This is a genomic window from bacterium (assembly GCA_030655055.1).
Lineage (GTDB): Bacteria > Edwardsbacteria > AC1 > AC1 > EtOH8 > UBA5202.
In genome coordinates this window covers 1-19,498 of the sequence record JAURWH010000154.1, presented here as the reverse complement: position 1 = coordinate 19,498, position 19,498 = coordinate 1, and the positions used below count along the sequence as shown (strand labels likewise).

The 19,498-nt window shown below is 55.4% G+C and carries 20 protein-coding genes; 1 reads left to right on the top strand and 19 read right to left on the bottom strand.

The annotated features are described in order from the left end of the window. Positions 1-218: 218 nt before the first annotated feature. The 17 genes from rpsU to Q7U71_07295 all read right to left on the bottom strand — a co-directional run bounded on the left by rpsU (position 219) and on the right by Q7U71_07295 (position 16,812). Positions 219-389 (bottom strand): 30S ribosomal protein S21, encoded by a 171-nt coding sequence (rpsU, locus tag Q7U71_07375; protein MDO9391575.1) that lies wholly within the window; start codon positions 387-389, stop codon positions 219-221. Between the two features lie 308 nt (positions 390-697). Further along, positions 698-1,480 carry a M23 family metallopeptidase gene (locus Q7U71_07370; protein ID MDO9391574.1) on the bottom strand — a complete coding sequence of 261 codons (783 nt, stop codon included), beginning with the start codon at positions 1,478-1,480 and terminating at the stop codon, positions 698-700. A gap of 118 nt (positions 1,481-1,598) precedes the next feature. Next, positions 1,599-2,618 (bottom strand): M20/M25/M40 family metallo-hydrolase, encoded by a 1,020-nt coding sequence (locus tag Q7U71_07365; GenBank protein MDO9391573.1) that lies wholly within the window; start codon positions 2,616-2,618, stop codon positions 1,599-1,601. Positions 2,619-2,721: 103 nt separating this feature from the next. Beyond that, entirely contained in the window at positions 2,722-3,756 is a 1,035-nt protein-coding gene (locus Q7U71_07360; GenBank protein ID MDO9391572.1) for a M42 family metallopeptidase, read from the bottom strand. 30 nt (positions 3,757-3,786) lie between these two features. Beyond that, positions 3,787-5,025: a pitrilysin family protein gene (locus Q7U71_07355; protein MDO9391571.1), complete on the bottom strand. Its 1,239-nt coding sequence runs from the start codon at positions 5,023-5,025 to the stop codon at positions 3,787-3,789. 140 nt (positions 5,026-5,165) lie between these two features. Further along, the gene (locus Q7U71_07350) at positions 5,166-5,468 is read right to left on the bottom strand and encodes a hypothetical protein (GenBank protein ID MDO9391570.1); all 303 of its coding nucleotides are present in this window, start codon (positions 5,466-5,468) and stop codon (positions 5,166-5,168) included. Further along, positions 5,461-5,733: a BrnT family toxin gene (locus Q7U71_07345; GenBank protein MDO9391569.1), complete on the bottom strand. Its 273-nt coding sequence runs from the start codon at positions 5,731-5,733 to the stop codon at positions 5,461-5,463. The genes Q7U71_07350 and Q7U71_07345 overlap by 8 nt, the downstream gene beginning before the upstream one ends. Before the next feature lie 48 nt (positions 5,734-5,781). Further along, entirely contained in the window at positions 5,782-6,930 is a 1,149-nt protein-coding gene (locus Q7U71_07340; protein ID MDO9391568.1) for a M42 family metallopeptidase, read from the bottom strand. A gap of 10 nt (positions 6,931-6,940) precedes the next feature. After that, the gene (locus Q7U71_07335; GenBank protein MDO9391567.1) at positions 6,941-7,777 is read right to left on the bottom strand and encodes an EFR1 family ferrodoxin; all 837 of its coding nucleotides are present in this window, start codon (positions 7,775-7,777) and stop codon (positions 6,941-6,943) included. A 78-nt stretch (positions 7,778-7,855) separates the two neighbouring features. Next, complete coding sequence (locus Q7U71_07330) at positions 7,856-8,074, bottom strand: hypothetical protein (GenBank protein ID MDO9391566.1); 219 nt, start codon at positions 8,072-8,074, stop codon at positions 7,856-7,858. Positions 8,075-8,168: 94 nt separating this feature from the next. Then, a complete protein-coding gene (locus tag Q7U71_07325; protein MDO9391565.1) occupies positions 8,169-10,622 on the bottom strand; it encodes an AMP-binding protein in 2,454 nt (817 codons plus the stop codon). A 45-nt stretch (positions 10,623-10,667) separates the two neighbouring features. Beyond that, positions 10,668-12,413 carry a S8 family serine peptidase gene (locus Q7U71_07320; GenBank protein ID MDO9391564.1) on the bottom strand — a complete coding sequence of 582 codons (1,746 nt, stop codon included), beginning with the start codon at positions 12,411-12,413 and terminating at the stop codon, positions 10,668-10,670. Positions 12,414-12,453: 40 nt separating this feature from the next. Next, positions 12,454-12,936 (bottom strand): adenosine-specific kinase, encoded by a 483-nt coding sequence (locus Q7U71_07315; GenBank protein ID MDO9391563.1) that lies wholly within the window; start codon positions 12,934-12,936, stop codon positions 12,454-12,456. Between the two features lie 132 nt (positions 12,937-13,068). Further along, positions 13,069-13,950: a ParB/RepB/Spo0J family partition protein gene (locus Q7U71_07310; GenBank protein MDO9391562.1), complete on the bottom strand. Its 882-nt coding sequence runs from the start codon at positions 13,948-13,950 to the stop codon at positions 13,069-13,071. Positions 13,951-14,026: 76 nt separating this feature from the next. Continuing rightward, the gene (locus Q7U71_07305) at positions 14,027-14,845 is read right to left on the bottom strand and encodes a polyphosphate kinase 2 family protein (GenBank protein ID MDO9391561.1); all 819 of its coding nucleotides are present in this window, start codon (positions 14,843-14,845) and stop codon (positions 14,027-14,029) included. Between the two features lie 11 nt (positions 14,846-14,856). Continuing rightward, entirely contained in the window at positions 14,857-15,891 is a 1,035-nt protein-coding gene (locus Q7U71_07300; GenBank protein MDO9391560.1) for a hypothetical protein, read from the bottom strand. A gap of 93 nt (positions 15,892-15,984) precedes the next feature. Then, positions 15,985-16,812: an AAA family ATPase gene (locus tag Q7U71_07295; GenBank protein MDO9391559.1), complete on the bottom strand. Its 828-nt coding sequence runs from the start codon at positions 16,810-16,812 to the stop codon at positions 15,985-15,987. Positions 16,813-17,001: 189 nt separating this feature from the next. Between Q7U71_07295 and Q7U71_07290 the strand changes: the two genes are divergently transcribed. After that, positions 17,002-17,610 carry a porin family protein gene (locus Q7U71_07290; protein MDO9391558.1) on the top strand — a complete coding sequence of 203 codons (609 nt, stop codon included), beginning with the start codon at positions 17,002-17,004 and terminating at the stop codon, positions 17,608-17,610. A gap of 60 nt (positions 17,611-17,670) precedes the next feature. Here the strand turns inward: Q7U71_07290 and Q7U71_07285 are convergent, their stop codons facing one another. Together Q7U71_07285 and rsmG are read right to left on the bottom strand one after the other, a co-directional pair. Further along, complete coding sequence (locus tag Q7U71_07285; GenBank protein ID MDO9391557.1) at positions 17,671-18,369, bottom strand: HAD hydrolase-like protein; 699 nt, start codon at positions 18,367-18,369, stop codon at positions 17,671-17,673. A 2-nt stretch (positions 18,370-18,371) separates the two neighbouring features. After that, positions 18,372-19,049 (bottom strand): 16S rRNA (guanine(527)-N(7))-methyltransferase RsmG, encoded by a 678-nt coding sequence (rsmG, locus tag Q7U71_07280; protein ID MDO9391556.1) that lies wholly within the window; start codon positions 19,047-19,049, stop codon positions 18,372-18,374. Positions 19,050-19,498: the final 449 nt, after the last annotated feature.

The window sequence follows — 19,498 nt, the reverse complement described above, 5'->3', positions numbered from 1 at the left end:
ACGGGATCTTCCGGTACCTTTACCTGATCTACCGGAAAGAAGAGGGCCAAAGCCCGGAGTTGGCGCTGTTGACCGATGCCTGGCTGTTGGGGGATCTGGTGCTTTATGTGATAGCGGTTTGGCTGGCGGTATACTTGTAATTTTTGCCCGGACCGGGACCAAAGAAAAAACGGCGTCTTAGCAACTAAGACGCCGTTTTTATATTATTCCGGTGATCCCTACATTCCAAATCTGGCTTTGCGGCTTCTGGCCTTGGCCGATTTGACTTTTTTCCTGACGCTGGGCTTGCTGAAGAACTCACCCTTGCGCATATCGGCAAGCAAACCTTCTTTAATGCACTTGCGTTTGAAGATTCTTAATGCCTTTTCAAAGGAATCACTGTCGCGAATGGTAACCTTCGTATTAAATCACCTCCGATTTCTGAAATAAAAACACCGCCACTATTTATTTAAGCGGAGTTCTTCAATATTAAGGACTTAAGTATATATCTTTTTTTATCTTTTGTCAAGAATTATTTTTTCGGACCCGTCAGTGACGGTCTGACAATAAACAGTCGTAACTCCTTGATATACAAAACACTAACAACCAAAGCCGTCTTTCTTTGTGAAAGACGGCTTACGTATCCAATTGATAACTAAGAGATTACCGGCCAACACCATTGACCGAAGCCGATGACCATTGAGCATTGCGGAGCTAACTATTTATTTACCAAATAGTTAGCCGGGTCAACCGTCTGTCCGTTAAGGTGGACCTCATAATGCAGGTGTGGCCCCGAACTTTGCCCGGTTGTTCCCACCAAAGCTATTACCTGGCCTTGCTTTACCTTGTCTCCAACCTTAACCAGAAGTTTGGCGTTATGCCCGTAGAGGGAGGTTAGTTTATCGCTGTGCTTGATCTCAATTTTATTGCCAAAGTAGTTGTCCCAGCCTGCAAAAGCAACCTCCCCGTCGGCCGCAGCCCACACCGGGTCGCCCTCGCGGGCGGCGATGTCCACGCCGGTGTGGCCCGGCGCCATCCCGGCGGAGATCCATCCCTTGCAGGGCATGATGGCCGGCACATTGCTACGCCGGGATGCCGCCGGAAGGACAGCCGCAGGCTGGCCGGCTGCGGCCGTGTCCCCGGTGGCCGGAACATGGGCGGTGATCTGCTCCACGTTAAGGGTGTCGGGCTGGCGGGGAACGCCCAGCATCACATTCAGCTTGTTTTCCACCGCCTTAAGCCGGTATATCTCGGCGTTCAGCTCGCTCATCCGCCCGAACTGGGTTTCCATCTCCGCCTGGCGCTTCTTCATCAGCTCGTATTGTCCGGCCCGCCAGTAGATATGGCCGTAATTGACCACCAAAAGGATAGCGGCCAGCAAAAGAACCGCACCCAAAATACCCAGCCAGCGCAAAGCGGTGTAGGAGAACTCCAGCTCCTTCTGGGTGCCTTTGTGGTGCGGAACTATGAATATGGAGAAGTATCTTTCCCGTTTTTTCATTGGATCCCAAATATTAATATCGGACACGGATTAACACGGATTTATTTTCAGATGCCTTCGGAATAAATATTTCTTTTTTTCGGTCTTCCGTGTTTCCGTGGTAGCGTGACCAAGTGTTTTAAAAACCCTTCTGCTGCAGATTCAGCGAAAGCAGTTTCACCAGCAGGTCCACCGAAGCCTTGACGTCAACCATGTCCACCATCTCGGAGGCCGAGTGGGCGTAGCGGGTGGGCACCGAGATCACGCCGGTGGGGATGCCGGATTTGGTCTTATAGATGGCGGCGCCGTCGGTGGTCCCGCCCTCCAGGATGTCCAGCTGATAGGGTATCTTGTTGGCCTTGGCGGTCTCGATCATCAGTTTTTTCACCGCCGGGTGGGCCAGCAGTCCGGCGTCCTTGACCTTGATGGCCGCGCCGCCGCCCAGGACCGAGGGCAGTTTGGGCTTTTCGTCCGGGGTGTCAAAGGCCCCGGTGATGTCAACGGCTATCCCCAGGTCCGGGGAGATCCCGAAGGCGGCGGTGGTGGCTCCGCGCAAGCCCACCTCTTCCTGGGTGGTGAAGACAAAGTAGATCTCGTTGGGCGAGGATCTCAGTTTCTTCATCACTTCTATCATGATGGCGCAGCCGATCCGGTCGTCCATGGACTTGGCGATGACCCGGTTGCCCAAAAAGGTGCAGCAGCGGTAGAACCCGGCCACGTCGCCCACCGCCACCTTGGCCTCGGCCTCGCGCTTGGTGGAGGCGCCGATGTCGATGTACAGCTTGTCCATCCGCTTGGCGTCGCTGGGGGTCTCGGCCCGCTCCTCGTTGATGGTGCCCACCGTGCCGTTGGCAAAGATCACCCGCTGGGCCAGCACGTTGTGCAGGTAGATGCCGCCGATGTTGGAGACCCGCAAAAAGCCCTGTTTGTCGATGTGGGTGACGATGAAGCCGATCTCATCCATGTGGGCGGCCACCATTACTTTTAGAGCTTTAAGCTTGGAGCTTTTGGCTTTTTTCACGGCGATCAGGTTGCCCAGCACGTCGGTGCGCACCTCGCAGCCCAGGCCCTTGATCTCCTTTTTGATCTGTTCCCGGATGAGATCCTCGTTGCCCGAAGGGCCGTAGGTCTCGGTCAGCCGCTTGATCAGGTCTTTCATCAAACTTTTCCTTTATAGTGATTTTTGTTTTATCTTTTTACAGTTGGGGCAATTCACGTGTCCGACGTAGCAGCTGTTTGTGGCATAGTTGGATGAATTGCCCTTACCTTATTTTCTTGAAGGTCTCTTCCATCAGCTTCATCCCGGCGGTCACGTCCCGCTTGCTGATCAGGCAGACCGGCGAATGGATGTAGCGCGAGGGGATGGCCAGCACCACCGTTTTGACGCCCTCCTTGGTCATATGGATCCGTCCGGCGTCGGTGCCGCCGGTGCCGGGCCGCTTGATCTGGACCGGGATCCGGTTGGCCTTGGCGGTGTCGGTCAAAAGCTTGATCAGCCCCTTGTCGCAGAAGACGGTGCGGTCCATCACCGTGATCACCGGGCCCTTGCCCAGGGCCGGCGTCCGGCTGACGTCCTTGACCTGCGACTGCGGGAAATCCCCGGCCGGGGTCCCTTCCAGGATGAAGGCCATGTCCGGCAGGTGGCGGTAGGCCGCCACCCGGCCGCCCCTCAGGCCAACCTCTTCCTGGGTGGTGAAGGCGGCATAAAGGTCAAAGTTGTATCTTTTCTTCAGCAGTTCTATCATCATATAGCAGCCGATCCGGTCGTCAAAGGCCTTGGCCTTGATCAGGCTGCCCCAGTCCTCGCAGGGGGTGTCGAACATCACGTAGTCGCCCGGGTTGACGCTGCGCTGGGCCTCTTCCTGGCTGGCGGCCCCGATATCTATGAACATTTCCTCGTGGCTGGAGACCTTTTTGTGCTCGCCCTTGCGGTACAGCATGTGGATGGGCCGCACCCCGATCACTCCCGGGATCCGTTCCTTGCCGATCAGCACCCTCTTGGCCAGCAGCACCCGGTCGTCTATCCCGCCTACCTTGTCGAATTTCAGATAGCCGGCTTTGTCGATGGAGGTCACCATCAGCCCCACTTCGTCCATGTGGCCGGAGATCATCACCTTCAGAGCTTTACCCTTGGAGCTCTTGGCTTTTTTGAAGGCGATCAGGTTGCCCATGGCGTCCACCCGGATGTCGTCGACGTTCTTTTCGATCTGCTTCCGGATGATCTGGCGCACCTGGTTCTCGTTGCCGCTGACGCCCCAGGCGTTGGTCAGTTGTTCTATCAGTTTAAGGTCTATCATTGTTTCCTTAAATATAAATTAGACGGTTCATTACTCTGGTTTTATTCCGGCTTCGATCCTCGGTTGGGTCAGATATCTATTGGCCGCCTTTGTCAGTGTCTCTACGGAGATATTTTTATAACCCTCTTCTTCCCCAAGAATGGAGCAGGGAAAACCATACATTCCTTTTCTGAAGAGATCTATGGTGACGTCGTCCAGATTTTCCAAGCGGTCCTGCAGCAGGGATAACGCTTTGTTTCTGACTCCTTCGATTTCTTCCTTTGGGAGGCCATTCTTAACAATGTCATTTATGATTTGATCCAGGACATCCCGAGCTTCCCCTAAACGATTAGGATCAATGCCCCCGACCCAAAAAATTATGCAGTTCTCCGGATGGGCCTGGTACATGGAACAGCTGTCATAGCCAATTCCCCTTTTTTCCCGCAATTCCTTGAACATTCTACAATACATTGTCCTGCCGATGGCAGTTTCCAGCAAACGTAACGCGTAATATTCCTCCCCGCAGAACCGGTCGGCCGCTTTCAGGATTTGGGCCATATACACCTGCCCCACGCCTTTTCTTACTTCATAAAGGGGCTCCTTGGCAACGGCCGTCACCGTTGTGATGTAATTTGCCTCGGTATAATGGGGCGCCGGGATACGGCCAAAGGTCTTTTCTATTGTATTGAGAATTTCGTCCTGGTCAAAATTGCCTGCGATGGAGATCACTGTCCTCTGGGGTATATAATGTTTTGCCTTGAACGATACCATCTCTTCGTGGGTAATGTTGGTAATAGCATTCACTTGACCAAAGACATTCCTCTCAAGATCGGTACCTTTGAAATAGTAGGGCATCAATAAATTATGTATCACATGGCATCCCGGACTTTCCGCGCATCTCTTTATTTCCGTGTTCACCACCTCGCGTTCCGTTTCCAACTCATCGCGCCGGTAATCAAGGTTCCGGTAGGCTTCATAGGCGATCTGGAGGGCGTCGGTGAATGCCTGGTATGGTGACGTTACGCGAAAGGCGGTACAGTCGCGGTCGGTGAACGCTCCTGGCTGGATCCCTTTCCACTCCATGTCCTGAAGAAGCTGGCTGCTGGTTCTCTGCTGGTTCGACTTGAACAGCAGGTGTTCCGTAAAATGTGCAGCCCCGTCTGTTTCCGGGGTTTCATGGATGGAGCCAACACCGACAGCAACCATCATGCCGGTTTTCTTTTTCTCCGGCATCTGAAGGGTTACAACCTTTAGCCCATTGGGGAAAGTAGTTGTTTTCTCCCTGTTCACACTACATTCTTCAGATTTTTTATGGCAATAGTTCCAAGATTGTTTTAGTGGTTTTCAGTCCTCGTCCTTCCACTCCAGCTTGATGTCATCTATCTCAGTAAAGAACCTATCCGGACTTTTCTTTCATTGAAAAGTATGCTCTATTGGGCTTTGTTCGCCTTGGCCCTCTGTTTTTGGGGAAGCAGTGGAATTAAACACCGTAACGCCTTGTTTACGGCTTTTGAGTCCGGGAAATACGTCCTAATGTCCGGTTCTATGATAACCGCGCCTTCCTTTGGCTTCACTTCTCTAACAACCTTTGTGCCGTCAGCCTTATGAACGGTGACCGCATATCCGGCCTGCAAGGCCCGATAATGCTTGCCGCGAACGCCCCCAGTAAAATCATATTCGGCGCGCATATCGTTGACCTCTGCCTTTACTATTTTGGTCTTCTTCTTATTCATACTGTTTTCGTTCCGTTGGAGTTGCCTTGCGGCAACTGATAATACGTATGCTTAACCTGCGCTCGGTGTAAACCACCACCAGCACCCGGCCTTTGTCGGAATTGCCTGTGGAAATATACCTTTGTTCATCTACTGAATGGTTGGGGTCAGGTATCGTTATTGAGAAGGGGTCGAGAAAAACCGTTGTGGCTTCATCAAAACTAATGCCGTGTTTTTTGATGTTTGTTTTTGCTTTTTCTTCATCCCACTCAAAAAGTAGTTTCATTACAACTCCTTTGAACCATCTCGTGTCACTTTCAAGAAAGCCTGTGCGTCAGTCCTCGTCTTTCCACTCCAGCTTGATGTCATCCAGTTCGGCGATGAACCGGGCCAGCAGCCGGGCCGAGCGCTCCACGTCCGAGGCCGCCAGTGTCTCCACCGGGGTGTGCATGTAGCGCAGCGGCAGGCCTATCAGGCCGGTGGGTATCCCCTCGCGCGAGATCTGGATGTCCATGGCGTCGGTGCCGGTGACCCCGGCCACCGGATCCAACTGGTAGGGGATCTCTTCTTCCTTGGCCACGGCCTTCAGCTTGTCCACCACCGCCGGGTGCAGGTTGGGTCCCATGGAGATGGTGGGTCCTTTGCCCAAAGGCGCGGTCTCGGTCTCGGAGGCCATCGGCATGTCGGCGTGGGTCACGTCTATGGCGATGCCGATGTCCGGATTCACATTATAGGTTGCGGTCAGGGCGCCCAGGCAGCCCCAGCCCGCTTCTTCCTGCACCGTGGCCACCGCGTAAACGTCCCAGCTGTGGCGCATTTTTTTAAGCAGTTCCAGGGTCTTCACCATCACCGCTATGCAGGCCCGGTCGTCCATGGCCTTGCCGGCGGCCCGGTCGTTCTTCAGGTTGATGAACGGCATCCGCATGGTCACCACATCGCCCACCGAAATCATGGCCCGGACCTCCTTTTCCTCCATCCCCAGGTCTATGTAGAGGTCGGCCAGGGCTATCACCTGATGGCTTTCCTCGGGGGTCTGAAAGTGCGGCGGCTTGGCCCCGATGATCCCGGGATAGAATTTTTCGGTGCCCGGCCCCAGCCGGCCCACCGGATGGACCACCACTTCCTGGCTTAACAGGACTCTGATGTCAAACCCGCCGATCTCGGTAAAGCGCAGAAAACCGCCCTCCTCGATCCTGGTCACTAAAAGGCCGATCTCGTCCAGGTGGGCGGCTAAAAGTATCTTTTTGCCGGAAGCTTTTGGGCCCGAGCCCTTCTTGAAGGCGGCCACGCTGCCCATCTTGTCTATCTTCACCTGGTCGGCAAAAGGCTTCAGTTCCGCCAGGGCCGCCTTGGCCGCCCGGGCTTCGTAGCCCGAGGGACCCGAGACCTGGGTCAGCCTTTTAACCAGCTCCAGCGTGGGATTGGGCTTGGGGGCTTCGGCTGTTTCGCTTTTGGTTATGGGGCTCTTTGTTTTTAAAGACATTCAACCGCTCCTAAGGTTTGGGATTTTTCTGTCCGTGAAATAATTTTGACAAAAGTTGGTGGAGATACTCTCCGGTCAGCAGTTTGAAAGGAACCCAGTTGTTTTTATACGCCCGCTCCGGGCAGATGCGCTCGCACTGATAGCAGGCGATGCAGTCCTCCTCCCGGAAGACCGGATACGGATCCAGGCTGATGACGTTGGTGGGACACTGTTCGGCGCAAAGCCCGCACTTGGTGCAGAGTTCTTTTTTCAGGTCCTTCCGGGGCAGCAGCCCCGTTCTCATATGCCGCAATAAAGCCCGGTGACTGAACATTCCGGCCACGGCCCGGGTCAAAGAACTGCCGGGCGGGGAGCAGTTGCCGGTTTTTGGATCCTGGACAAATTGCCGGGCCTTGTTCAGGACGCTCTCGGCAAAGATCTTTGCCCTTTCCAGGTCCTGCTGGTCGGGGTGCCCGGCCCCGGAGGCCGGAACCCTTGCGGCAAAAGGCGGATATGTATCATATCCCAAACATTGGTAAAAGTCAAGGGTAACAAAGCCTTGCCGGGCGGCCAGGGTGCTGATCCTTTGGGATATTGCCCCCGGCGTTCCGCCGTGGGTCACAAAAAAGAAGAAGGGTTTTGGCTTGTCTGAATGATCCGGCAGTTCCTCCAGGAACTTCTGGACATTGTATGGCTCCCTAAAATAAAAGGCCGGGGCCCCCAGACCTATCAGGTCATAGCGCTCCACCAGCAGCGGGTCGGCGTCCTCCAGCCGCACCAGCGCGCAGGAACCGGCCTGGGCCGCCAGGGCCTCCTGGATGGTCTCGGCCACCTGGCGGGTGTTCCCGGTCTGGGAAAAATATATCACGCAGCAACGCATATACGATAGGAAACAGATTGTTGGGATCAGTTATTTGGGTGCCGCTATGGTTCTGTTCTTCCCGTTTCATTTGCCCATTATCAAATCCTGGGCCCGGCTTAGCTGGTTGGGAAAAAGATCCTCCGGGGTATGGCCCTCGCCTAACTTTTTAAAGACCATATACCTGGCGCAGGATTGAAAATCACCCTTGCAGTATTTATTTTTGAAGATCCCGGCCATGGACGGCATATCGGCCATTTTGTCGTTAAAGAACGGGCAGGCGGCTAAACATTCGCAGTCCGGCATGGCAGTGCTCCTTTTAATCGGTTGGGTAAAGGATGTCCTTTTCGGCTGCGGGTCTGTTATTGGCGGTTAAAACAGTTTGTCCCGGGAAAAAATATCAAAGGTTCCCGGCTATGGCCTCCCTGGTCTTGTCTGCGATCTGCTGGTAGTCCATCTCTCCGGGGTAGATCGGCGGAAGGAACTTCAGCGATATCTTTCCGGCCTTGGGCAGTTTGCGGCCGATGGGGAACGCGGCATAGGCCCCGGAGACGGCCACCGGCACCACCGGCACCTGCAGCTCCCTGCTTAGTATGGCGAAGGTCTTTTTGAATTCCAGCAGATTGCCGTCCCGGCTGCGGGCCCCCTCGGGAAAGATGGCCAGGTTCCTGCCCTCCCTGATGGCTGAGGCCGCCTGCTGCAGTGTCTTTTTAAGGTCGCGGTTGATGTCCATCACCAGCATGTTGCTGTGGCGGGCGTAGAACCGGGTCAGCGGCGTCTTGATGTGTTTGCCGGCGGCCAGGAAATAGGTGTTTTTAAGGACCCTGTCCGGCAAAAGAATGGAGAGGAACAGCCCGTCCAAAAAGCTTTGGTGGTTGGGCGCCAGAATGAACGGCGACGGCGGCAGGTTGTCCTGCCCGGTGCCCTTGAGGCTGAAGTAGAGGCGAAAAAGCGGCGAGGCCATCATTTTCAGGAACTGCTGCATGAACAGGCTCCGGGGCAGTTCAAATCTTATTTTTTCCTGCAGGGTGCTGTGCCAGTCGGAATTTTCCTCCCTGGCCTGGGATTTTTGCCCAGCTATCAGCAGGCTCAATCCTTCCACCGTGTGATGGGCAACCGAGTCCTCTTCGTCCAGCTTCATCCCGAAGCTTTTCTCCAGGAACAGGTCCAGCTCTATCTTGCCCAGCGAATCCAGCCCCAGGTCGTATTCCAGATGCTGTTCGGGATAGACCTTCTGGTCCAGGGCCTTTTCCAGATAGGCCTTCAGGGCCCGGTATTCATCGGTGTCCGGATCTGGCTTCTGCTGCTGGCCTTCGGCCTTCTTGACGTCCATCTGGGGCAGCAGGAATCTTTTGAGCTTGCCCAGCCGGGTCTTGGGCAGTTCGCTGGTGACCAGGGTAAAATGGTGGATCTTCTTGTAGCTGGGGACCGTCAGGTTGAATTTGTCCAGCACCAGCCACTTGATGGTCTCGCGCAGGTTGACCACCTGCTCCTTCTTCACCGCCTGCAGGTCGGGGTGGATCACCGCCCCCAGTTTTTCGTCCCGGGAGTAGACCCCGATCTCCTTGATCAGCGGGGAGATGGACAGGATGCGGTTCTCGATCTCCTCGGGGTTGATGTTCTTGCCGTTGGAAAGGACTATGATCTCCTTCTTGCGCCCGGTGATGTACAGCCGGTTCCTGACGTCCAGGTGCCCCTGGTCCCCGGTGTGCAGCCAGCCATCCCTTAAGATGGCGGCGGTCTCCTCCGGCCGGTTGTAGTAGCCTTTCATGATATTCCGGCCCCGGGCCAGCACCTCTCCGTCCTCGATCCTGACCTCGGTCTGGGTGGTGGGGGTGCCGGGCGAGCCGATCTTCACCTGTCCCGGCCGGGTGAAGGTGATCATGGGGGCGGCCTCGGTCATGCCGAAACCCTCCAGGATCTCGAAGCCCAGGGCGTAAAGGTCTCCGCCCACCTGCTCATCCAGCTTTGCCCCGCCGGAGACGAAGTAGGTGATGCTGCCACCAAAGGCCTCCTGGGCTTTTTTGAATACCAGCCGGCCGAAGGCCAGGGACTTCAGGCTGCGGGATATCTTCAGCAGTGTTTTAGCGGCCGGGCTGGCGTTGATCTTGTCCATCAGCCCCTTGTGGAACAGCCGGTAAAGCCGGGGCACTCCGATGACGATGGTGATCTTGTAATCCTTGAAGGCGTTCAGGATGTCCTCGGATGATATCTTTTCCAGGATCGCCAAAGTGCCGCCGCAGGACAGGGGGGCCATGATGTTCCCCATCAGGGGAAAGATGTGGTGGAAGGGCAGGATGGCCAGCAGCCTGTCCCGCTCGGAATAGATCTTTGCCCCATCAACCACCGCCTCGATGTTGGAGTGCAGGTTGTCGTGGGTCAGCATCACGCCCTTGGGGCTGCCGGTGGTGCCGGAGGTGTAGATGATGATGGCGGTGTCGTGGATGTCGTAGCTCACCGGCTCCTGGACCAGGGTGGACCCGGCCTTGGGCAGTTCCTCAAAGACCAATATCTTTGGGCGGTACCCGTCCTTCAGTCCGGCCACGGCTGCGTTCATGACCTCTTTGGTCTTGTCGGAGCAAAACACTATCTCCGGGCGGCAGTCGTTGAGGATGTAGCCCACCTCGTCGGCCGGGGACAGATAGTCTATGGGAACAGCGATCCCGCTTTTCTCCCAGACCGAGAAAAGCGAATAGACCCACTCCGGGCGGTTCTCGGCAAAGATGGCCGCCCGCTCGCCTTTTTTCAACTGATAACCGGCGGCAAGGGTTTTGACCGCGGTTATGGTCTGGGCGTAGGTTATGTTTTGGCCCTTATAGATCAGGGCCGGTTTGTTGAAATCTTTGATGTACAAAAAAGTTCCTCTTGGCGGGTTGTCTTTTAATATTGGAAAAAAGTTTCAGCGGATAAGCGTGACTTTTATTGTTCCCGCATGGTCCCCGGCGTTCACCCGGCAGAAATAAACCCCATTGCCCAATAAGCGGCCCGATTGGTCGCGGCCGTTCCAGGAAAAATGGTTCACTCCCGGATTGGCATTGGTCATCGGTACCTGATACACCTGCCGGCCGGTTATATCATAGATGGACAGCCTGGCGCTGCCCGTAGACGGCATGGCAAAGCTTATGACCGCCTCAGCCTTAAGCGGGTTTGGCCGGCAGGAGAGCATCATTCCCACGGGTACCGGCGGCTCCGCCGGTTGCCCCAGCACCCCGGCGGCGAAGTAATTGATGGCCGCCCAAACATTGATTACCCCCCAGCCGTAGGTGGTGCTGTCGGGGTTGGCGCTTCTGCTGGCGGTCATCATCAGGGCTTCCCGCACCTGCATCGGCGTCCAGTCCGGGTGGGCTTCCAAAATCAGGGCGCAGGCTCCGGCCACCAGGGGCGTGGCGCAGGAGGTGCCGGTGGCCCGGCCGTAGGCGGTGGTGGCGGTCCAGCTTGCCCACCAGACCAATGTGCCCTGGGCGCAGACCTCGGGTTTGGGGCGGCCGTCGTAGGTCGGCCCCAGCGAACTGGAGGAGTTGATCACCCCGATAGAATCTACGTTGCCTACCGAGAGGATGGAATCGGCGTCAGACGGCGCCACCAGTGAGCCGATGCCGTCGTAACCCGAGTTCCCCATGGCGTTGCAGACCACTATTCCCAGCGCCGCCGCATGCCGGGCGGCCAGGGTGCTGATGGCTGTGTTCCCGTCCAGGTCTTCATAGGTATAGGAAAGCAGGGGATCCTCGACGAAATCCCGGTAGCCCAGCGAACTGGAGACCACGTCGGCACCGAGGGAGTCGGCCCGCTGCAGCGCCGCGGCCCAGTGGTCCTCCTCGACCGGCATTTCCTGGCTCATGTCCTCGGTATGGTAGATGGCCCATGAAGCTTTGTAGGCCGGCCCGATCAACTGCCCGGGCACGTAGCCGCCGGCCTCGGACCAGGTGCCAGTGCCGTGCGAGTCCCAGGCCACTGTGTCGGCATTGGTCACAAAGTCCCACTCGTCCAGCAAGCGTCCGTCGGCCCGGATGGAATCGAAAGCCTGGTGGCCCTTCCGGAAGCCATTGTCGAACATGGCCACCAGCACGCCGATTCCCGAATAACCCGAGTCGTGGCAGACGTCGATGGCGCTCAAATGCAGTTGGGCATGGGACAGGCCGTAATTCAGCAGATGAGCCTTGGGGCTTCCGGCCTCCGGCGCCTTCGGGCTGGTGGTTTCCAGTTCCGGCCGGGTTCTTTTACTGCGGGCAGGAAGCAGTTCTATCTTTTTTACAAAGCTTAGCTCTTGGCAGCTCTTGACCTGCGATCCCGTCATCTCAAAGCTGGCGGCGTTGAACCAATTCAACCTTTGTCTGGGCAGGGCTCCCGTTTTCTGAATCTGCCCGACATAGTCTGGGCAAACCGGGAGATCTTCATAGGTCATCTGTTCCCGCCCCGTTTTGGCCCTGCGTTTGAGGGCCCGGGGGGTCATTTCCAAACGGCGTCTTTGCAGGGCGCCGTTCATGTCTTCTTTGGCTGATATGCCCTTGTCGGTAAAATACACCAGCACCGGGAACGTTTCATCCTTTCCCGCCTTTTCAAGTCTCCCTGCAAGGATGGGCCGGGCCTGGGCGGAAACGCCCGATATCGCCCATAGGATAAAGCCGGCAAGGATAAGCCTGCTCATTGGTTTCATTGCGGTGTCCCCCTGTTTGGAAACTTGGTTGTCATCGTTTGTACCCTATCTTTCTCAACAGTTCCTTCCGCCAGGTTTTTCCAGCCTCATCCTCCACCCCCTTGGGAGAGGAGCCGTCTATCACGCCCAGGATCCCCCGGCCCTGCTCGCTCTCGGCAATTATCACCTGGCAGGGGTTGGCCGTGGCACAGAAGATCCGGCAGACCTCGGGGCAGTTCTTGACCGCGTTGAGGACGTTGATGGGATAGGCGTTCTTAAGGAAGATGATGAAACTGTGCCCGGCCCCGATCGCTTTGGCGTTATCGACCGCCAGCTTGACCATCTCATCGTCCGTGCCCTCGGACCTGATCAGGCAGGCGCCCGAGGCTTCGCAGAAGGCCAGCCCGAATTTGATCCCCGGCACGGCCGAGACCAGTATCTCGTAAAGGTCCTCCACCGTCTTGACGAAGTGGGTCTGGCCCAGGATGAAGTTGACGTCCTCGGGCTTGATGATGGATGCTATTTTGATCTCCATACAATGCTCCTTTTTTCCGGTGGACATCATCACAATAAACGCTGAGCATTACTCTGTCCCCGCTCCGATGCGGGGATGGATGGACGCTTCACTGAGAAGGGCTTTCAATTTAATCTTCCGAAGTGGAGGGGTCTAAACCTTTATCTTCAACCGTTCCATTATTCTTTCAAAATCCTCGGCCGAGTAGTACTCGATCTCTATCTTCCCCTTGGCCTTGCCCTTGGGCACCAGCCGGACCTTGGTCCCCAGCGCCCGCTGCATCTCGTTCTGGATGTTGGACAGGTGCTGGTCCAGGTTCTTGTTCTTTGCCGGAACCGGCCCGGGCGTCTGCTTTCCAAGCTCGCCCCTAGCCTTGGCCTCGGCCTCCCGTACTGAAAGACCCTTGGCGATTATCTCCCGGGCCAGCGCCGACTGTCTGGCCGCGCCAACAGCCGTCAATATGGCCCGGGCGTGGCCGGCGGAAAGCTTTTCCTCCTCCAGCATCTTTTGGACCTCGGCCGGCAGGGTCAACAGCCTTAAGCTGTTGGCCACGGTGGAACGCTCCTTGCCGACCTTTTTGGCCAAAGCCTCCTGGGTCAGGGTGAATTCCTTCTGCAGCCGTTCGTAGCCCTTGGCCTCGTCCACCGGATTCAGGTTCTCGCGCTGGATGTTCTCTATCAGCGCCAGCTCCAAAGCCTCCTGGTCGGTGGCCTGGCGGACGATGGCCGGGATCTCGGGTAGCCCCAGCTTTTGCACCGCCCTGAAGCGGCGCTCGCCGGCGATCAGCTCGTAGCCGGTCCCGCTCCGCCGGACTATCACCGGCTCGATCACGCCCTTCTCCCGGATGGACTCGGCCAGCTCCGCCAGCGATTCGTCCTTGATGCTGCGGCGGGGCTGAAAGCGGTTGGGCTTGATGTCGCCGACCTTGAGGAACCGCTCCAGTCCTTCGGGATGGCTGGCGGGAAATGTTTTTGCCGGTTTGGCCGGGATCAGGGCCGAAAGCCCCTTGCCCAGCCCGCGTTTGGGTGCAGGCATGCGGTCTCCGTTCGTTTATCTTTTAACCCAACCCCTTTGACTCCCCTTCCCTCGAGGGAAGGGGACGGGGGATAGGTTATTTTACCACTATTTTCTTGGGGTCAAAATCCGGCTTGGGGAACTTCATGTTCAGCCCTTCCAGCGATTCCACGATGATCTGGGAGATGGCCAGGTTGCGGAACCATTTCTTGTCGGCCGGGATCACGAACCAGGGGGCCTGCTTGGTGCTGCAGTTGGAGAGGGCCGCCTCGTAAGCCTTCTGGTAATCGTTCCACTTGGCCCGTTCCTTAAGGTCCTCGGGGTTCATCTTCCAATTCTTGGTGGGATCCTGCAGCCGGGCCTCCAGCCGCTCCTTCTGTTCCTGCTTGCTGATGTGCAAAAAGAATTTCAGCACCACGTAGTTGTTGCCTGCCAGCATTTTTTCAAAATCGTTGATCTGGCCGTAGCGTTCCGACCAGACCTCCTTGGGAACCAGGTTGTGGACCCTTACTATCAGCACGTCCTCGTAGTGCGAGCGGTTGAAGATGCCGATATCCCCCTTGGGCGGCACGTTATGATGGATGCGCCACAGGTAGTCGTGGTCCAGCTCCACCGAGTTGGGGGCCTTGTAGGAGACGATCTTGCAGCCCTGGGGGTTCACCCCCCGCATCACCTGGCGCACGGTGCCGTCCTTGCCGCAGGCATCCATGCCCTGCAGCACTATCAGCAGGCCGTACTTGTTCTGGGCATACAGCAGGTACTGGAGCTCGGCCATCCGCTTCTGGTTCTTCTCCAACATCTTTACGGCCTGTTCCTTGTCCTTGAACCCCAAAGTGTCGCCGGGCTTGATCTTTTCCAGGTTCACTTTTTTTCCGGGCTTGATCAAAAGTTTGGACGAAAGTTTTTTCGGGTCCATGGCGAGCTCCTTTAATTGTTTTTGAAGGAATATTTAAGCCCGGCCTGTATCTTGGTGGTTTTAAAATCGCCCGGCGATAGAAGGTGGGAATCTATGATGCTGACGGCATATGTGACCCGGCCGTCGGTCTTTTCAATTCCGGCGGTTAAAAAATACTGACTGTCGTGCCCCACCTCGTTCAGCCACTCGATCTCCGGATTGCGGTAATCCATGACGCTGAAAAGTCCCGCCCGGTAAACCCAGATGCCCCGCCGGTGTTCTGCCCCCAGGTTAAAATCGCGCCTGTCTATCTGGTTCTCGTTTATCCCGGTATTAACGTAGTTCAGATCAAAATAATAATTGGCGTTGAGTCCCTGATATTTAAAGCCTGCAGCCAGCCGGCCGGGGTAGTTGTTGGTGTAGTGTTCAATATGGGAAATACCCCAAAACTCATATTGATAATCGTATTTTGTGCTGGACTGAGGTGTGGCTGAGAATCCAAAAGAAAAACCTGAGACCGGACCCACTATAAACCCAAGTTTTGGCACCAGAGTAAAAAGATCAACCGTATTATTTATAAAGCCACTGGTTTTTCTGTGAACCCAGTTCCCGCCAAAGTCAAGGCCGACCGCAAAGGCCGGGGTGGCCCTAAAGGCTATTGGCAAAGAGATTCGAGAGAGGTTTATATTGTCGTAAGCATCTGTTGTTCCCAAATCTTCTCCGGATGTTCCTGTATATACTACTTCGCCAAAATCCAGGGTGTAACTGTAACAATCGCTGTAGACCAGGCCGACTGTCACGGCTTCGCCCAGTTGCCGGCACCCGCCGAAGAACAACGATGGAACATTGGTCGTTAGGTAGATGCCGTCCACCGCATCTTTTAGCCATGGCATTTTGGTTTTATAGACCGTAGCCGCCGCCCATCCGTTGCCGTTGCCTGCAATTGATGCCGGATTCATGTTGGCCAGGGTAAGGTCCCCTGTCTCGGCCACCCCCGCATAACCCCGCCCGGCCGCGGTCGGGGAAAGATGGTTGTCCGAATAAAACTCCCAGAACGGCGAAAGCATAATGTCTTCTTGTTCTTGTGCCCAAAGCATTGGCGCCATCAAAACCAGCAACCCCGCGAGAACTTTAATGCTTTTCATCCGGGAATACTCCGTTTATTTGTTTTCTGCCTTTGCCGCAACAGCGGCACCCCGCTGCAGCGGTGGCTGGTTTTCCCTTGTTTTTTCGGCTTTCACTATCTCCCGGGCCAGGCTCAAATAGCCCTGGGCCCCCTGGGAGTTGACATCGTAAAGGATTATCGGTTTTCCGTGGGACGGGGCCTCGGCCAGCCGCACGCTGCGGTTGATCACGGCCTTATAGACCTTCTCCGGAAAGTGCTTGTGCAGTTCGTCGGCCACCTGCTGGGCCAGGTTCAGCCGGCTGTCGAACATGGTCAAAAGGATCCCCTCCAGTTCCAGCGCCGGGTTGAGTCCCTCCTTCACCAGGTCAAAAGTGTTCATCAGCTGGCCCAGCCCCTCCAGCGCGTAGTACTCGGCCTGGAGCGGGATCAGCACGCTGTGCGCCGCCGTCAGCGCGTTGATGGTCAGCAGGCCCAGGCTGGGCGGGCAGTCAATTATGATGTACTGGAAATTTCCGGCGGCCGCTTCCACCAGGGGCTTAAGCAGGAACTCCCGGCCCTGACGCTCCACCATCTCCACCTCGGCCCCGGCCAGGTCTATCTGCGAGGGGGCCAGCATCAGCTTGGGCAGGGCGGTCGGCAGGATGATCTCGGCCAGCGGGATCCCCTCCATCAGCGCGTCGTAGATGCCCCGCTCCACCTGGGATTTATCCTGGCCCAGGCCGCTGGTGGCGTTGGCCTGGGGATCAAGGTCCACCAGCAGGGTTGTCTTCTCCAGCACCGCCAGGCTGGCGGCCAGGTTGATGGCGGTGGTGGTCTTTCCCACCCCGCCTTTTTGGTTGGCTACGGCTATGATTTTTGTCATTTGTAAATGATCGTATCCGGGGTTAAAGGTCATTGTTGCAAGCTTTTTATTATACCATAATAATTATAAAATCTGCAAAAAATATCTTTTTTATTTTAAGTAAATATTGGCTGTGTTTTCCATTGACTTTTGCCGCTAAACTTATTATGATGATGGTTGTAAACCACAAAAATAAAGGGGGTTGTATCCATGAAAAAAATACTGGTCCTGGTTGTTTTGTTGGGCCTGGGTTCTCTGGTTTCGGCCCAGGGACTTTCTTTCGGGATAAAGGGCGGGTTGAATCTGTCCTCTGTGAATGGAGACTGGGCCCAGGGAGCCGAGTCGCGTTCCGGCCTGGCGGCCGGCGGCTATCTAACCCTTAGTTTGCTCCCATCCTTTGCGATTCAACCAGAGGTGCTGTATTCGCAAAAGGGCTGCAAGCTTTCCGGAGACAATGCCGGAGTCCCGTGGGTGGGTGAATACAGGATAAATTATGCGGAGCTCCCGGTAATGGTCAAATATTCTTTCGGGATACTGATCAAACCATATATATTGGCCGGCCCATACTATGCGGTCAAAGTTGGAAGTTCTTATGAATTGGCAGAGGGCGACAGCACCTGGACCGGGAGCATGGACAATGTCAAGGACTCGGATCTGGGTTTTGTCGTTGGTGCCGGTGTGTCCACGCCCATAAAACTTTCCTTTGAGGCTCGGTATAGCAACAGTTTTTCTACTATAATAAAGGACGATGCTGATGGAACATCGTATGATTGGAAAAATTCCAACATATCCGTCATGGTTGGTTACGCAATTTTCTAAGGAACTATCTTGAAAAGCCCCGGGTCGTGAACGACCCGGGGCTTTTTCTTTTGCAGTTGTTCATGCTTCCAATATTACCCTGGCTACCTCTTGATGTTCCCTGAAATCCTCAAAAGCCTTGTCCGCCCCGTGCTCCAACAGCTTGGCTGCCGAACTCCTCCCGGTTCCCACCCCAATAGTTCTGACCCCCAAGTGCCGGCCGCAGTTGATGTCGTGCTCGGTGTCGCCAATTATCACGATCTGTTTGGCGGTGAATCTCTGCCCCGAAAGCTCAAAGGCCCTCTGCACCGCTATGTCCGCCAGCTCCCTGCGGACGGACGAGTCGTCGGCAAACGCCCCGAAGGGGAAATGATGCCACAAATCCAAGGACTCCAGCTTGGCCTTGGCGCCTGGTTTGATATTCCCGGTCAGCAGCCCCAACAGCACCGGATGCTTGCCCAGCTCCTCCAGCAGCTCCCTCACCCCGGGATAGATCTTTTTGTCCGGCGCTTTGGGCAGTTCTATTTGCAGGGCGGAGGAATAAAGATTCAGCGCCCTTTCTGTCATTTGCTTAGAACAGGGAACCCCGGCGGCCTCCATCAGTTCTTGCACGATCATGGGGTCGGTCTTGCCGTCAAAGATCCAGTTGTCTATCGGACCGGCGGTACCGAAGACCTCCAGCAGGGCCTGCTTGAAAACCCTTCTGGGCGTGGCCCCGCAGTGCACCAGAGTTCCGTCGATGTCAAAGAGGACCAGATGGGTGTGTTTGTTGCTGGTCACGGCTACTGTTTTTCCAGCACAATTATCTGCCGGGTTTTCCCGTCAATGACATATTCTTTGATGGTTTTTATTCGCATGTGCTGTTTGGCCAGCTCTTTTTCCGCTTCCTTTATTTCCTGCTCCGCCTTCTGCGCCTTGAAGGCCAGCAGCACACCCCCCGGCCGCAGGAAAGGAAACGAACTCTTGACCAGCTCCTTCAGTTCGGCCACCGCCCGGCACAGCACCACATCGTATTTGCTCAGCAATTCCTTCTCCTTGACCAGCTCCTGTGAATGCTGGGGAACCACCGTTACGTTCTGCAAGGCCAGCTCCTGGGACGCCAGGTCCAAAAATTTCGCTTTCTTCTGGGTGGCCTCCACACAGGTCAAATTGATGCCGGGCCGGCAGATCTTCAGGGGAAAGCCGGGAAACCCGCCGCCGGAGCCCAGGTCCATAACGGTCATCGGAACCGGGCTGGAAATGGCGGCCTCGTCCAGCAGGGGCAGGGCCGCCAGCGAATCGGTGATGTGGCCGGCCACTGTCTGCTCCGCATTCTGGCGGGAGATCAGATTTATTTTCTGATTCCAGTCCAAAACAAACCGGGCGTATTGTTCCAATTGTTGGATCTGGCCGGGGGTGATCTCCCGGCCGGTCGCGCCCGACAATTCTTCCAGGCTTATACCAAGGCGTTGGTCTGACATATTTTTTAATTAAAAATTATTTGGTGGGTTCCTTTTTCAAACTTTAACCTAAAAGAAGACTTATTTCAAGTAAAATATTTTGTTGTTGTGTTTTTCTGACAGTTTATTTTTTCTTTTTCGTAAAACGCTATTGACTTTTTTTCGGCAACCTGATATATTTACATCCTGGCTCAGCAAAGAGCACCGTTATATGTTTTTCACTATGAAATCACGGGGCAGGCAATCCGTGGTTTCTTTTTCTTTTTTATGGCCCTTTCTGTGGAAAACCCTGTTGATAACTTTGCCCTTCAATGACACTCTATAACCCCTTGTTAATAGATATTTTATACACCCTTGTTGCATTGTTGATAAGCCTTTTGCAAATGTTGTTATTTTTTCGTAACTGTTTGATTATCAGTGCCTTGCCTTTGTTTACAATCTGTTGACAACTATGTGAATAATCCCCAAGC

Excerpts from the sequence above, each read along its gene's own strand:
- rsmG (MDO9391556.1), bottom strand. The coding sequence starts at position 19,049 with ATGTCAGACCAACGCCTTGGTATAAGCCTGGAAGAATTGTCGGGCGCG.
- Q7U71_07340 (MDO9391568.1), bottom strand. The coding sequence starts at position 6,930 with ATGTCTTTAAAAACAAAGAGCCCCATAACCAAAAGCGAAACAGCCGAA.
- Q7U71_07350 (MDO9391570.1), bottom strand. The coding sequence starts at position 5,468 with ATGAATAAGAAGAAGACCAAAATAGTAAAGGCAGAGGTCAACGATATG.
- Q7U71_07330 (MDO9391566.1), bottom strand. The coding sequence starts at position 8,074 with ATGCCGGACTGCGAATGTTTAGCCGCCTGCCCGTTCTTTAACGACAAA.
- Q7U71_07290 (MDO9391558.1), top strand. The coding sequence starts at position 17,002 with ATGAAAAAAATACTGGTCCTGGTTGTTTTGTTGGGCCTGGGTTCTCTG.
- Q7U71_07305 (MDO9391561.1), bottom strand. The coding sequence starts at position 14,845 with ATGGACCCGAAAAAACTTTCGTCCAAACTTTTGATCAAGCCCGGAAAA.
- Q7U71_07300 (MDO9391560.1), bottom strand. The coding sequence starts at position 15,891 with ATGCTTTCGCCGTTCTGGGAGTTTTATTCGGACAACCATCTTTCCCCG.
- Q7U71_07345 (MDO9391569.1), bottom strand. The coding sequence starts at position 5,733 with ATGAAACTACTTTTTGAGTGGGATGAAGAAAAAGCAAAAACAAACATC.
- Q7U71_07365 (MDO9391573.1), bottom strand. The coding sequence starts at position 2,618 with ATGAAAGACCTGATCAAGCGGCTGACCGAGACCTACGGCCCTTCGGGC.
- Q7U71_07295 (MDO9391559.1), bottom strand. The coding sequence starts at position 16,812 with ATGACAAAAATCATAGCCGTAGCCAACCAAAAAGGCGGGGTGGGAAAG.
- Q7U71_07370 (MDO9391574.1), bottom strand. The coding sequence starts at position 1,480 with ATGAAAAAACGGGAAAGATACTTCTCCATATTCATAGTTCCGCACCAC.
- Q7U71_07315 (MDO9391563.1), bottom strand. The coding sequence starts at position 12,936 with ATGGAGATCAAAATAGCATCCATCATCAAGCCCGAGGACGTCAACTTC.
- Q7U71_07320 (MDO9391564.1), bottom strand. The coding sequence starts at position 12,413 with ATGAGCAGGCTTATCCTTGCCGGCTTTATCCTATGGGCGATATCGGGC.
- Q7U71_07360 (MDO9391572.1), bottom strand. The coding sequence starts at position 3,756 with ATGATAGACCTTAAACTGATAGAACAACTGACCAACGCCTGGGGCGTC.
- Q7U71_07310 (MDO9391562.1), bottom strand. The coding sequence starts at position 13,950 with ATGCCTGCACCCAAACGCGGGCTGGGCAAGGGGCTTTCGGCCCTGATC.